The following is a 13,586-nucleotide window of genomic DNA, read 5'->3' as shown; positions in this document are numbered from 1 at the left end:
GCGCCGGAACCCTCGTCCCGACCGCCAATGTCGTAGCCGACGTAGACCTCGGCCTCGGCCTCGGCGGCACCAACGGCACCGGCACCACCATCCCCACCACCGACGTCGTAGCCGACGTAGACCTCGGCCTCGGCCTGGGCGGCACCAACGGCACCGGCACCACCATCCCCACCACCGGTGGAGTGGAAGTAGACGTTGATTTGGGTATCGGCGTTGGCATCGGAAACCCGGGAACCGGTACGGAGACTCCCGGAACTGGCACTCCCGGAACTGAGGTCCCCGGTGGCGAAACGGGCGGTACGGGAACTGTAGACCCGGGCACCGGCACGGGGACGGTCACCCCGGGTACCGGCACTGGCGGAGGCACGGGAACTGTTACCCCAGGCACCGGCTCTGGCACTGGCACCACTTCGGGCAATGGCACCTCCACGGCCACCAGCGCCAGCACGGGCCTGGCGAACGCCGGTTCCGCTTCGATCAGCACCGCTGGCGTCACGACGTCCGGCAGCGCTGTGGCTGCTGCTTCAACCGGCAAGGCCCAGACCCAGGGCGCAGGAGTCCTGGCCAAAACAGGTCTTGACGCTTCGCTGGTTCCGTTCGCTCTGCTCCTCCTCATCGCTGGCCTGCTGCTTCTGCGCAAGCGCCGCACAGCCTAACCAGCAGCCATAAAAGGGGGCATTAGGAATGCCCCGTTAATCAGCTCAAGAGATCTTGGGATCACGGTCCGGTGGCGAACGGCAGACGTTCGCCACCGGACCGCTGTCCGGAATAAGAAGGGAATAATGGATGACCGGTCGGGGCAGCGCGGTCGTTGTTGAGGCCGATGACGAGGTCAGGGCCTGTTTGTCAGATGTGCTCAAGCAATCGGGCTTCGTTGTTTATCAGGCTTCCTCCGGCAGCGAGGGCGTCGAAGCAGTCAGGGACTATGGTCCTGTCATTATCACTATGGACGCTGATCTGCCTGGCTTCGATGGTTTCGAAGCAGCACGCAGGATTCGTACTTTCAGCAACGCCTACCTAATTATGATTACGGGCTTGGTCGCCGAAGAGGACGTGCTGATGGGCCTGGCGTCCGGGGCCGACGATTACCTCGGCAAGCCGTTTCGACCCCACGAACTACGTGCCCGAATCAGAGCCATGCTGCGCCGGCCTCGCACTCAACTGGCCAAGACGCCTTCCATGGCCTGACGTGTCGACCGCTGACGGACGCGTCCGAAGCCACACGAGACAGCGCTGCTTTTCGCGTGAGGGGAGGGGCTTCTACCGCCTCTCCGAAGAACGCCCCATCGTCGGGTAGCACCATCCTGCCCGGTACAGTGAACGGGCATCCTTCCGGCCGACCGTGTTCTGGCCGGCTTTTTCCAGTCCGTCATCACCCGCACGGCAGGGTTCAACAGTATCGACATCGGCCAGATGCACCCCGTCTCCTGGCTGGGGATGGACATCCTCATGCTCATCGGCGGCGGCCCCGCAGGCACCGCCGGGGGCCTGAAGATCACCACGTTCGCCGTCCTGCTTTTCATCCTCAGCACAGAACTGCGCGGTGACACCGCGGTCAACATTTTCGGCAAACGCCTCTCCCGGGCAGTCCACCGCCAGGCCATCACCGTCGTCCTGCTGGCCCTCGCCCTCATCGTCGGTTCGACCATGTTTCTGATGCTCATCACCGACTTCGGGCAGGAAAGGATCCTGTTCGAAGTCATCTCAGCGTTCGCGACCGTCGGCTTGTCCACCGGCATTACCGCGGGCATGCCCCCTGCCGGGCAGGTCGTGCTGATCCTGCTGATGTTCATCGGGCGGCTCGGCCCGGTCACCCTCGGTGTGGCTCTCGCAGTCCGCACCCGCCCGGTGCTCTTCGAATACCCCAAGGAAAGGCCCCTCATTGGCTAGGAAAATCATTTTTTCACGCGCCCCCGAACGGATCGCCAAGGCAGACTCAGTCGCCGTCATCGGCCTAGGCCGTTTCGGCGGCTCACTGGCCCTTGAACTTGAAGCCCAGGGCACTGAAGTCCTCGGGATCGACGCGGACGAGAGCATCGTCCAGTCCTTTAACGGCCGCCTCACCCGCGTCGTTAGGGCCGATTCCACCCAGGAAGAAGTCCTGCGTCAGCTCTCGGTCCACGAGTTCGACCGTGCCGTCGTTGGCATCGGGACGGATATCGAGGCCAGCATCCTCACCACCTCCCGGCTCCTGAAATTTCAGGGCCCCCAGATCTGGGCCAAAGCTATCTCCGAACCCCACGCCGAAATCCTTGACCAGCTCGGCGTCAACCACGTCATCCGCCCCGAACACGACATGGGCAAACGCGTCGCGCACCTGGTCCGCGGCGGCATCCTTGACTACGTCGAGTTCGAAGACGACTTCGTCATGGTCCGCACCACTCCCCCGGCCGACGCGCAGGACCGGCCCCTGGGCATCCTCGGACTCAGAGACAAATACAGCATCACCATCGTCGCCTTCAAACGCCTAGGCGGAACCTGGGGCCACACCACAGCCCAAACCGTCCTCTACAACGATGACCAAATCATCGTCCAAGGCAGCAAAACCGACGCCGAAAAATTCAGCCCCCTCCCCTGAACAAGCCGCCCCACCCTGCTCCGTGTCGAGGCAAGAGTGTCGCAACAACCGAACAGCCCGGTCAAGGGTTCGCGCCACTATGTCTCCGTCCTATCAAGGATCCCTTGTCGGGACGGTTCCCCAAGGCCGTGGGCTCGTGACGCCCGGGATGTTGGCGCCAGTGAAGTGGGAGTTGTGGTCATGATTGAGTGTGAAGACACTCATTGTTACTGCTCACCCTAATTCCAATTCGCTGACTCATGACATCGCCCGTCGGCTCGAGCAGGCGTTGAAACCCGGGCCCGTGGAGTTTGCTGATTTGGCAGCAGAGGGTTCGATCCGAGGTTCACTCTCGCTGACCGGCACACGTACAGGGTTGGGGGCGATTTTGCCCACGATGTTGCCGCTGAGCAGCTAAGGATCGACGGGGCCGCGCATCTCGTGCTGGTGTTCCCCGTCTATGGGTGGTCGATGCCCGCGTTACTCAAGGTTGAATCGACCGCGTGTTCGTGAATGGTTGAGCGTTCGAGATAGCCGCCGAGAGTGGCATGAGACGCAAGCTCGGGGACGTGACAATACATTTGGTGCCCATCGCCGGTGATGATGCTGGCGTGTCATCGGTTAACCGCACGACTGTGTTAATTCGCCCGGGCGATCGCGGCCTCTGCGCGAGGGTCCCGGTTAGCATGGTTGCAGGCCCTAGGCGCAACCATATTTCCTTTTTTGCCACAGGTTATTAAGACCATTTTCCGACCAACAATTGCTCATGCCATAACTGATGCCATATCTCCTGTTGGACGGCCAGTCGAAAGGCTTGTGAGCAGAAAGGTTAGAGCTCCGGCCCTACGACCCATGACGGGCAACGCCTAAATGTAAGCCATCTATTCAATATATGACTCAATTAGCGACGACGCTTGACTTCCTAGACGACAGCAAGCAGGTACTCATGCAGGCAGGACTACCGGAAAACACACGAGCTAGCTAATAGGAAACCGCATTTGAAGCATGACACGGTATGCGGCATGAGGACCCATTCAGATACCAATGGGACTCCACGCTTGAAGCCGGGTAGGCGAACGGGCATGACTCCCCGCCATATCGGTAACGTGGCATACCGTTCGTGGCCCTGCTCTATGCACTGTTGTCCCTCTTATGCGTGTCACTACCAACATTCTCAAAGGAGTGCACATAGCGTTGACAGCAGGACAACATGCAACCCAGCAAGTAGGAGAGTCGCCGACCGATGGCACGATCACTGCAAACCCCCGTACCCCCGAAACCCCAAGCAACACGGGCCATTGACCGTGTCGTCTCTCTAGCGAACGGCAAGGGCGGAGTCGGCAAGACGACCACTGCAGCCAACGTTGGCGGGTACGTAGCGCTGGCCGGCTCCCGCGTACTGCTGATCGACCTTGACCCGCAGGGCGACCTGGCCCGCGACCTAGGATACGAGCGGCAGACGGGCAGGGAATTCTTCCAGGCCCTCATTGCCGGCACGACGCCGATGATCCTGCGCGACGTGCGGGAAAACCTTGACGTCATCCCCGGCGGCCAGGACCTCGAAGACATCCAGGGCCTCATGGTGTCCCGCTCCAGCCGCTCCGACGCCGGTGACTTCGGCGACATGCTCTACGCGGTCCTAGCCCCGCTGGCCGACGATTACGACTTGATCCTGATCGACACCCCGCCGGGGGAGCGGATCCTCGTAGAAGGCGCCTTCGCGATCTCCAGCGCCGTCGTCATTCCTACCCGCTCAGATGATGCGAGCATCGACGGTGTCGAACGCATTGCACGCCGCTTCATGGCGGTACGTGGCCGAAACCCGTCCCTGCAGTTGGCGGGCATCGTCCTGTTCGGTGTCGGACCGCGCTCTTTGCGCTTGGAACGCAGCGTCCGAGACACCTTGGAAGAGATGCTTGGCACCGTCGCCCCGGTCTTCGAAACCCGCATTAGGAACCTGGAGAGCGCAAGCGCCGACGCCCGCCGTAAGGGCCTGCTCTTCCACGAACTTGAAGGTGCCGTTACCGACGGTCAGAAAAACCGCCTGAAGGCGCTCCGGGCGGGGGAGAAGCCGGTGGACGGATTCTTCTCGCGCAATGCCGGGGGACTGGCTGAAGAGTACGAGCAGCTGACCGGTGAGATCCTCGCGCGACTGAACGAGATCGAAAGCGGGAACCACGCATGAGCGGCCGACAGAGCCTTGCCGGAGCGTTCGCGCCTGTAGCGCCTGCCCGCGGTGCAGCACTGCAAGGGTTGCTGGCTCCGAAGCGGGGGAGGGGTGCCCCTGCACCGGAACCCGAAACCGGGGAGTCCGTGGAGGCATCGGCCCGGGAACTTGTCCGGGTGCTGCCGGCAGCAGCACCCGGGCCCGCTGACACGCAGGCACCTACTGAGCAGCCGCAGGCAGATAAGCACCCCACTGAGCAAGCACCTGTTGAGGAGGCGCCTCTTGAGACGGCAGGGGAGCAGGAGGAGCCCACGCCTACATCCGTTAAGGCCCCAAAGGCCACTACGCGGCAGCAGCCTGCTTCCAAGAAGGCAGCTAACACGACCAAAGCCTCCGAGCTGGTTCCCGGGGCGCTGCGCAACGTTGGGGTATACCTGCCGCCGACGCTCCTGGCCCAGGTCAAGGATGCCGTCTATCAGGAGCGGACCACGTACGCGGACCTGTTGATTGACGCCTTCGAAGCCGTCGACGACAAGCAGATCACCAAGGAGTTCATTCCCGAGACCACGCTGACCAGCTCCGGCATGCCCCGCCGCGCACCGCGGAAACGGGGAGAGGCTGGCATTCAGATCCAGCTGCGCCTCGACGGGCTGCAGGTTGCCTGGCTGGATGAAAAGGTCACCGAGTTCGACGCGCCGTCACGCAGCGCGCTCGTCTCGGCAGTCTTCAAGCTTCACATCCAAGCGGGACAGACTGCGGGGGAGTGATGCTGGACCTCCTTGTGACAAGCATGGCATGCCTTCCCGTAGTGCTTATGGCATAACTTATGGCATGAGAACAGAGAGTACGAACATTACATTGGTGGGAGTGGACGCGGCGGCTGGCCGCATCCAGCCGTCAAGATGTACAAGCCGGGATAATGGGCTCACAACTGACAGGCCTTTGGCGCTGACCCTCATCCGGTTCTGTTGAAGGCCATGTCGGACAGTGACCATTCATCGGGTGGCCCCTCGAACATCTCCCAAGGATAATCTTCGTCGGGGGACAGCAGCTCCGGGACGGTATTGACGTTCCTGGCGAGCCATTCCCGCCAAATGATCCGATCGTTGCGGTAGCGCTGTAACTGGAGGGCAACCGCCTCAAGGACCCCGAATTGTTCGGCGAGCTGTCTCAGTGATGTCCCGGCCACGACTGACCAAGCCCGGCTGGGACTGCGGACAACTAGGTTCCAGGCGGCGAGGACTTCCAGGGCTTCGTGGACGGCGGAACGAGACAGCCGGGTGATCCGCACAATCTCGGCGGTCGGCATCCCGGGGGAGTGCTCCAGCGCTTCGTAGACGAACGCGGCCGGCAGCCCCAGTTCCCGGAAGACAGGTCGCAGTGCGTGAATTTTCCCTTTCTGCCAGGTAGCATCCTCAGCAACACTTTTCAGCTCTTCGGGGATCGCCAGCATATAGAGATCACCTTTGGTTCCCCTAGCTTCTTCAACGAGGGTGACCAGGGGGTCCTTCTCCGCACGCAGCTGCCTCAAGTGCAGGCCAACAGTGGTGTGATCGAGACCCGTGGCCACGGCAATGGACCGCACGCCGAATTCAATGAACCGAGACGCCGTCATGTGGGCTGCCTCCCCTAATGCCCTAAGAACCATCCGGCGCGCCATTCCAGTCCTAGATTGCTGGTAGTTCACCTCCCTAATGCGCAAGGCGTTTCGCCAGGTCCGAATAAACCGATGCTCTGCATCGGGATTTGAGATTGGGTGGATTCCCTTTACTTCTCCCGCCTGTGTATTTGGATGGCTTGTGGGGGATCTGCGGACATTGTCATTCCGGTCGGGTTGGGCCGTCTTTTTGCTCAAGTAGCTGAGGGCGCTCATCCAGTCGCGGCGCAGTGACGGGAAGCGGTGGCGGGCTGCATAGCGGGCGTAGAAGGAGGCCAGTCCAGGCCAGGTTCCTTGCAGCATCCGGCGCTCCACATCCACCAGCTCCAAGCCGGCGGCCGCGGCACTGAGGATGACTGCCTGGCGGGCCTCGGAGTCAGAGGCGTACCGGGTGGTGTCGTACATGCCGGTCTGGGCGAGCACCTGCATGGCCCGGGACATGCGCCCCACCGGCTGCTCAACCATGGGTACACAGGAGGTTGCCGGAGTGAAAGTCTCCTCCAGCCGTAGTGCCCTGACGGCCTTGATCTCGGCGGCCAGATCGTTGGTCATGGCTGCCCACACGGCGGCGTTATTGGGCCGGCGGGCGATGTCGTAGGCCATGGACAGGCTCATCGCCAGTTCCTGGTGGCCGCCGCGCTTGTGCGGTGACCCGGGAGTTCGCATGCAGCCGTGAAGCAGGTTCTGGTGCGGGGTCTTGTCCAGGCTCCGGTACCGGGTGCCAAGCGCCTCGACAAGATCACGCGCTTCAGAGAAGGTCACCCGTCGCGCCAGAGGGACGTAGACGTGGCGGCCGCCGTTCGGTGAGAAGTCCTCAATCCAGCGGGCCCCGACTGAGTGCAGCCAGGTCTGAACGGCGCGGACGTCCGCTTGGACCCAGTCCCTACCTGCTACGGAGGAGTCGAAGTCGAGAAAAATGGCTGCGCATGTACCGTCTTTACCGAAGATACGTACGGCAGCCGGTACGGGAGGAAGCGCTGCCGTAAGGTTCCGTTCGTGCTTCTGTGGGTACGTTTTTCCAGCATCACGCGATAGGCGTACGCGCGGCTGGCCGGCAAGCAGTGGTGCTAGGGCTGCCCAAACAGTGGCTGGGTCGTCTGGCTGCCTGGACACGCCCGTAGAGGGGTGTGCTGGAAGCACGGAGACGTGCTGATGTACGATGTGGGTAATCCTTTCGGGGATTGAGGTACGAAAAAGGGCCGATCCTGCCAGATCGGTTTCATAGCAACACAAAGGATGGCCTGGTTAGGCTCTCCACGACTTACAATCTGATCCGCCGGCAAGCAATCCAGAGGGTAAGTCTCAAGCTTCGAAGGCCCGCCTTAGTGCGGGCCTTCTTTTTGGTTATGAGGCGATGCGGATGGGCAGCTCCTGCTGGTAGTCATCCCGGTCTAGTGCGGCCAGGTCCTCTTTTAGTTGCGGCTCTACAACGGACAGAAGGTATTCAGTCACAGTTAGGCCCTTGTGGGCGGCCACCTTGGCGATGCCCTCAGCCGTAGGTTCCGGTGAGCGAAACCCAATGAACTTACGCAGGCCTTTACTGGGGCGCCCGCCGCCCCGATTTACTGCTACTGCCGTCATGTGCCGTGTCCTTTGAATTTTGTACCCGCCGGAGCGGTTACAGCTTCATTGTTGTATTGCGTGCCGCTCGGACTGAGTTACTCATCATCGCGACTGCTCTGAAGCTATCACCGAGCATTTGCACCTCCGGGGATTTGTTTTCAGAAAACGGGAGCGTGTCGTGTTTGTGACTTGGAAGGTGGGCTTCATCTTCCTGACAAGTCCTTACTGACGACCCCCCTGTACACCAAGGCCAGCGTGAAGGTAAGTCTCGACCATGTTGCCTCCCTCGTGACAAGCGCCCTTCGGCGATTGCTGATATATGTGGGTGCTCGTGAAGGCCCGAATGAGGCCGACCGGCTGAACGATAATAGTTTACTCACACATGCGTGAAACATGTGTGTTGAAGTGCTTTTCTGGAGATGTGATGCGAACTAGCTTTGATGGGGCTAAGTCCTCGGACGTCCCGCAAGAAGCTGTAGAACGGCTCGGGCTACCAGGCCGAGTATCGTTCGACGACCTTCTGAAGGTTGTAGAAGTAGCTCATGGCAAACCAATAATCGTGCGGCAGGTTCCGAAGAGCACGATTACAGGCTTGTCTGGCCTTTGGCTCGAGACCGAAGGGAAATCTCACATCCTTGTTCCTCAGAGTCACTCGCATCTGCATCGCATGCATGTTATCTGTCATGAGCTCGGCCACATCCTTCTACGCCACCGTGGCTGTGACGGACTTGCCGCATCCATGCCGTCGGTCTTCAACCACATCGGCCAGCAGAAAGGGATCAAACGAATGCTTGCTCGGTCGCCTCAATGGAACGACCTTGAGATCGCTGCTGAACAAGTGGCCTATCTGCTCTCCAGTTTTGTGCTTGACGGGAAAGCTGCTCCAGTCAGCGACTTCGAAAAGGTCTTTGCGTGAAATTGCTCCAGATATTGCCAGCTCTCATCCTTTGGGCTGTGGTGCTGGTTCGGGTCATTGGACTTCGATATGGGTGGAAGCCGGGCATCCTCGCAGCCATGGTTCTTGTTGCGATCGGCACTACTTTGAACATAGATCCGCTCTATGTCTTCGTTGATTCTTGGATCGGTAACAGGAACGTTTTGAACTTAGTTGTCCATATCGTCTTGGGCCTCGGAATGACGGAACTAAGCAGGCTCATAGTCGTTGCCACTGGAGCTTCCAGCGCCCGTTGGCGTTTCTTGGTCGCCACGGGCATAGCCCTGATGGTCGCCCAAGGGGTATTGCTGCTTACAACTGAAACGCCCCAGTCGGCCACTAACTTCACTGACGTCTTTGCCGGCATTCCCGCCATAGCTTGGTATCAGGGCTTGTTTTTCGCCTGGATAGGGCTAATTACCGCCTACACAGGGCTCGAATGCGCACGCCGAGATCGGACAGGCGAAAGACCATCTTTCCGCATCGGTTTCGACATCATAGCCGTGTCCTGCTTCACAGGAGTTGTTGCGGTGGTGACCAAGCTACTACTGGTGATCCAGGAAGCGACGGGTGCAGAAACTGATTCGGAGATCGCCTATGTAAGCTATAGAGCGCTGATTGCGCTGACACTGGTCGGATTCGCGATTGGTTTCGCTCTTCCTGCCTACCACCGTAGCCGCCAACAGATTGGCGACCTTGTACGGCGGCGCACCGCGCTAGCGAGGCTTCAACCGATAGTGGATAGGCTTCTCGCCACCGAAGCGGGGCAGCGGGCAGGTCAGGCCGCTGAGCTAACCCTGACGCAGCGTTCCTCTAGATCACAGCTCTACCGCTGGGTCATCTTTGTCGACGACATCCGCATGGAACATCCAGAACTTCTATCCCCGGGGGAAAGTAAATTACTTGATGATATTGAGGCATCACTTGCAGAACCAGGTTCGATTGGCCCCCCTGCCCGTACTGGCGGCTAGCTTCTCAAGGGCGTTTACACCGAGCGGCGTCCTTTTTCTTGTCATCATCCTTGCCGGTGCGAAGGCCGGACTAGGCGTCGTGGGCGTATCAATCCTTGCTATTGGCGTCGTTGTGATTCCTGGCCTCACATACAAGAAGTTTTCGCTTCTGGCTGGGACTCTTGGCCTGTCATCAAACCTGCGGACGCCGGTCGTAACGTTCCTTACTCTCACGGGAGTCATTGTCTGCTCCCTGCTCAATGTCACGTCTCCGGTTCCGGCAACAGTGGCAGGGCTTGTGGTGGGCAACGCTGTTCTGGCATTTGCGCGCAGATGGATGAACGCCTCGGCACACGTTTCGGTGCTTACGTTTGCAGTTCTTTGGGTGATCCAAGTTTTCGGCTCTGGTTTCTCCTGGCTATTGGTACTATCACCGATGATGCTGTTGAGTCGGACCGTCCTTCGAGAGCACACATGGGGCGAAGCTCTGGTCGGCGCATTTATCGGACTCGCCACCTACGGCTGTTTCGTCGGAGCTAATACTTGGAGCTGGATCACTTGAGCGATTTTGATCTTCCGCCGCAAAGGGCGGCTGGGATCCGGCGCGCAGAAACGCTGGCAAGGAAGATTAATCTCCTGCTGGACGTGATCGTCTCCGATACGGGTAAGCCCTTTGACTATCCGGCCATCCGGGATGGGGCACAGAAGGCCGGCTACTACCTTTCACGGACGAGATGGTCCTTGCTTAAGGCGGGCAAGGAACAAGTAGTTCCGGATGAAGCACTACGAGCCATAGCCGCGGTCTTCGACGTCGATCCTGACTATCTCCTTCAGGAGGGCGGCAAGCTTCCGGAGCGTGTCGAGGCAGAGCTTGAGCTCATTCGTAGCATGAGGCGAGCTGAGGTCCGAAACTTCGCAGCCAGGGCGCTAGGTCCCGTGGATCCTGAAGCGCTGAAGGCGATAGCCAAGATACTGGATGACGGCGTTTAGCTGCCGTTGCAGGCGACGCCCGAAAGTTGGACAAGATTGGTCTCACTGCTATCGTCTAAGCTGTACTCACACATGCGTGACACACGCCTGAGGATCAGCCAATGGACGGATAATGCAACTGCCAATGCAGAACAATGATTCCCATCGCGCAGACGTGTCAGTGGCGAGCGACGTCCGCCTGGCTTTGGGGGGCAGGCGGACGTCAGCTCCCGTGTGCTCGCAAATATGCAGCCACAAGGCCGAGGAGATAATCGGCCCTTTCCCGATCCAAGGTGTAGGTCAATGCGCGAGTGGAGCGCTCTTCGGGCGGCAGATTAACGGTTACGACCCCAGTCCCCTCGAGCTTATTGAGGCTCTGAACCAAGACCGCGTGCTTAACTCCCGTCGCCTGCTCCAACTGATAGCGCATTGACGGTCCGGCCACCCGCAGGTGCCTAATAATCTGCATACGAACAGGCGTTCCGAAGGCGGTCGCCGCAGCGTCCAAGTCGTCCGTCCAGGCGGGATCCACTGGTCGCACGGTCTTAGGCATGAAATCCATTGTGCCGAATCTTCCTTTTGTTTACGAATCTTTTGCGCTAGGTCAATATATTAAGTATCGAACTCGCTACTTTAATTACTAAGCTCTTCGAGCGGCAAACTTCTGGGCAGCGTGGAGACGGGGGGAGTGTCTAGGTGAAAAACCAGTTGCACGAGTTTCAGTCGAGCGGCAAGCTGTGAGACAGTCGGCGCTTCTTCCTGTAGCTGCGACGGTCACGGTTCCGGCCATCTTCCTCAGTCTGATCTTTTCCCTATTGCTCTTGCTGGCTCCCGCGAAGCCCGCTACGGCCGTCTGCGGCCCAGCCGTGTCTGTCGTCATCGGCTCCGACACAAAGGTCGAGGGCTACACCGAGGAGCAGTTGAAGAACGCCGCGGCGATCATGGGCGCCGGTAAGGCTCTGGACCTGTCCGTGAAGGGCCAGATGATCAGCGTCATGGTGTCCCTGGGGGAGTCGGGCCTGCGGGTATTGGATTACGGCGACGGACCGGGTCCTGACTCCCGCGGGCTGTTCCAGCAGCGCGACAATGGCGCGTGGGGCTCCTACACGGACCGGATGGACCCGACCATCAGCGCCACGAACTTCATCAAGGCCCTGCAGAAGGTCGAGGGCTGGGAGCTGCTAGAACCGACCCTTGCCGGGAACAAGGTCCAGCGCAACGCCGACCCGTACCACTACCAGAAGTACTGGCCCGAGGCCGTCAAGCTCGTCCAGGCACTCTCGGACGGGAAGTTCTCCCTGGAAGGCAGCGACTGCGCCATTCCGGGGAAGTCCGGTGCCGGGGATGACTACCCCTGGAAAGACTCTCCTACCTGGATGCAGGTCGGTGCCGGAGCTGCCGCCGCATCGCCGCTGGGCATGTTCTACCGCGAGTGTGTGGACTTCGCCCTGTGGCGGGTGAACCAGCAGATGGGGTCCACCGGTGAGCCGTTCAAGTTCCTCAACGGCACCTTCCGCCCGGACGGGCAGGGCCTTGGCTCGGCCCTGACGTGGAAGGCCGGCTGGGACGCCAAAGGCTGGTCCACCGGTTCCGTCCCACGGGTCGGCGCGGTCGTCTGGTACGCGCCCGGTGCCGGGGGAGCGGACCCGACCTACGGGCACGTCGCCGTGGTCAAGGAAGTCAAGGACGACGGGACCTACGTCGAAGAGGGCTACAACGGCAACCCGCCCCCGGATGACCACAACTACTACACCCGGACCGTCAGCAGCAATGTCCCTTCAGCGTTCCTGTACCTGCCCACCCAAGAGGAGAAGAAATGAAGAAGCACCTGGCCCTCATCGCAGTAGCCCTGCTCTGCGCCGCGTGTGCACCGGCAGCGAACACCACGCCTGCACCGGCAGAATCGACCGCCACGCCTTCCGCGCCCGTTTCATTGAGCGCCAGCAGCGGCCCGCAGGCTCCCGGGGGCACGGTCCCGGCCACGATCGGCATCACCTGGGATCAGGCCAGCAAGGACGCGGCCGTGGACGTCGCTGAAAAGGCCATGGCGGGCTTTGCCCGCCCCGGTGTGGAGGAAAAGCAGTGGGCCAATGATCTTGCCCGCTGGCTGACGCAACAGGCGACTGCCGATTACTCGGCGGTGGACCCGGCCAACATTCCCGCCAGCCGCGTCACCGGCCCGGCCACGTTGAGTGTCGATGAAGCCAACGGCTACGGAGTCATGGCAGCGGTACCGACCGATGCCGGGACCTACACGGTGCAGCTGCTCCGCACGGGCAAGGAAGCCCCGTGGAAGGTCAACCGCTTCACGCCCCCCTCGTCCTAAGCGCCGGAACTCTCCACTCACACACGTAAGGAAGAAGCCCATGAGCACCACATCAACCGAGGTCCTGGCCTTTCCCAACATCAGGGCAATCGTCCGTGACAACGGAACCGCTGAGGTCGTCGTCGCGGGAAACTCCCGCATCGTCCCTCCCGGGGAGTCCCTGCAGGATCTTCGCAACAACGCCCTGGCCCTCGTCGTGGGCGAGGCGCAGACGCTGAACCGTCCCGTCAGGGTCCAAATCGAGGACCCCGAAGGGCACGGTGAACTAATCGTGCACCCGGATAACAAGATCGAATCCGTCTCCTACGAGGCACGCCCCGCCCGCCGCCGGATAGAAGCACCGGGACCCACGCCCCGTACGCCAGCTCCCACCGTCATTGATACCGTCCCGGCCCCTTCGCCTGAGCCCGCTGCGGCGCCGGCAGAACCTACGGCTGCCGCCGTCGCCGCGGTGGACCGCCAG

13 protein-coding genes and 3 pseudogenes are annotated in these 13,586 nt (G+C 60.8%); 14 read left to right on the top strand and 2 right to left on the bottom strand.

Translation table 11 applies throughout. The features are described from left to right. From AC5RV1_RS20375 to AC5RV1_RS20345, 7 genes and pseudogenes are all read left to right on the top strand, one after another. A partial coding sequence (locus tag AC5RV1_RS20375) for a hypothetical protein (RefSeq protein ID WP_493995808.1) occupies positions 1 to 656 on the top strand: 656 nt, incomplete at its 5' end. A gap of 130 nt (positions 657 to 786) precedes the next feature. Continuing rightward, entirely contained in the window at positions 787 to 1,188 is a 402-nt protein-coding gene (locus tag AC5RV1_RS20370; RefSeq protein WP_493995807.1) for a response regulator transcription factor, read from the top strand. A 144-nt stretch (positions 1,189 to 1,332) separates the two neighbouring features. Beyond that, positions 1,333 to 1,890, top strand: a pseudogene (locus AC5RV1_RS20365) (potassium transporter TrkG); the annotation flags it as partial. After that, positions 1,883 to 2,578, top strand: coding sequence for a potassium channel family protein (locus AC5RV1_RS20360; protein WP_493995806.1), 696 nt, complete (start codon positions 1,883 to 1,885; stop codon positions 2,576 to 2,578). The pseudogene AC5RV1_RS20365 and the gene AC5RV1_RS20360, both read left to right, overlap by 8 nt. 369 nt (positions 2,579 to 2,947) lie before the next feature. After that, positions 2,948 to 3,070: pseudogene (locus tag AC5RV1_RS20355) on the top strand (NAD(P)H-dependent oxidoreductase); the annotation flags it as partial. Between the two features lie 730 nt (positions 3,071 to 3,800). After that, positions 3,801 to 4,742: a ParA family protein gene (locus AC5RV1_RS20350; RefSeq protein ID WP_493995805.1), complete on the top strand. Its 942-nt coding sequence runs from the start codon at positions 3,801 to 3,803 to the stop codon at positions 4,740 to 4,742. Beyond that, positions 4,739 to 5,491 carry a hypothetical protein gene (locus tag AC5RV1_RS20345; RefSeq protein WP_493995804.1) on the top strand — a complete coding sequence of 251 codons (753 nt, stop codon included), beginning with the start codon at positions 4,739 to 4,741 and terminating at the stop codon, positions 5,489 to 5,491. Before AC5RV1_RS20350 ends, AC5RV1_RS20345 begins: the two co-directional genes overlap by 4 nt. A 188-nt stretch (positions 5,492 to 5,679) precedes the next feature. On the opposite strand, the gene AC5RV1_RS20340 is transcribed toward AC5RV1_RS20345, so the two are convergent. Both AC5RV1_RS20340 and AC5RV1_RS20335 read right to left on the bottom strand, forming a co-directional pair. Continuing rightward, entirely contained in the window at positions 5,680 to 7,521 is a 1,842-nt protein-coding gene (locus tag AC5RV1_RS20340) for a MarR family transcriptional regulator (protein ID WP_493995803.1), read from the bottom strand. 204 nt (positions 7,522 to 7,725) lie between these two features. Beyond that, the gene (locus AC5RV1_RS20335) at positions 7,726 to 7,962 is read right to left on the bottom strand and encodes a hypothetical protein (protein WP_493995802.1); all 237 of its coding nucleotides are present in this window, start codon (positions 7,960 to 7,962) and stop codon (positions 7,726 to 7,728) included. 406 nt (positions 7,963 to 8,368) lie between these two features. Here AC5RV1_RS20335 and AC5RV1_RS20330 point away from each other — a divergent pair, with 406 nt between their 5' ends. From AC5RV1_RS20330 to AC5RV1_RS20300, 7 genes and pseudogenes are all read left to right on the top strand, one after another. Next, complete coding sequence (locus tag AC5RV1_RS20330) at positions 8,369 to 8,860, top strand: ImmA/IrrE family metallo-endopeptidase (RefSeq protein WP_493995801.1); 492 nt, start codon at positions 8,369 to 8,371, stop codon at positions 8,858 to 8,860. Further along, entirely contained in the window at positions 8,857 to 9,849 is a 993-nt protein-coding gene (locus AC5RV1_RS20325; RefSeq protein ID WP_493995800.1) for a hypothetical protein, read from the top strand. Before AC5RV1_RS20330 ends, AC5RV1_RS20325 begins: the two co-directional genes overlap by 4 nt. Next, positions 9,803 to 10,390, top strand: coding sequence for a hypothetical protein (locus AC5RV1_RS20320; protein ID WP_493995810.1), 588 nt, complete (start codon positions 9,803 to 9,805; stop codon positions 10,388 to 10,390). Before AC5RV1_RS20325 ends, AC5RV1_RS20320 begins: the two co-directional genes overlap by 47 nt. Beyond that, positions 10,387 to 10,818: a hypothetical protein gene (locus AC5RV1_RS20315; protein ID WP_493995799.1), complete on the top strand. Its 432-nt coding sequence runs from the start codon at positions 10,387 to 10,389 to the stop codon at positions 10,816 to 10,818. The genes AC5RV1_RS20320 and AC5RV1_RS20315 overlap by 4 nt, the downstream gene beginning before the upstream one ends. Before the next feature lie 767 nt (positions 10,819 to 11,585). After that, on the top strand, positions 11,586 to 12,617 hold the full coding sequence (locus tag AC5RV1_RS20310; protein WP_493995809.1) for a CHAP domain-containing protein: 1,032 nt from the start codon (positions 11,586 to 11,588) through the stop codon (positions 12,615 to 12,617). Then, complete coding sequence (locus AC5RV1_RS20305) at positions 12,614 to 13,123, top strand: hypothetical protein (RefSeq protein ID WP_493995798.1); 510 nt, start codon at positions 12,614 to 12,616, stop codon at positions 13,121 to 13,123. The genes AC5RV1_RS20310 and AC5RV1_RS20305 overlap by 4 nt, the downstream gene beginning before the upstream one ends. Positions 13,124 to 13,163: 40 nt before the next feature. Beyond that, positions 13,164 to 13,586 (top strand): annotated as a pseudogene (locus tag AC5RV1_RS20300) (chromosome partitioning protein ParA); the annotation flags it as partial.

Source organism: Arthrobacter sp. Hb9-2, assembly GCF_059091165.1.
Note: the sequence above shows the minus strand (reverse complement) of the source record. Positions and strands in the feature narration are given on the sequence as shown.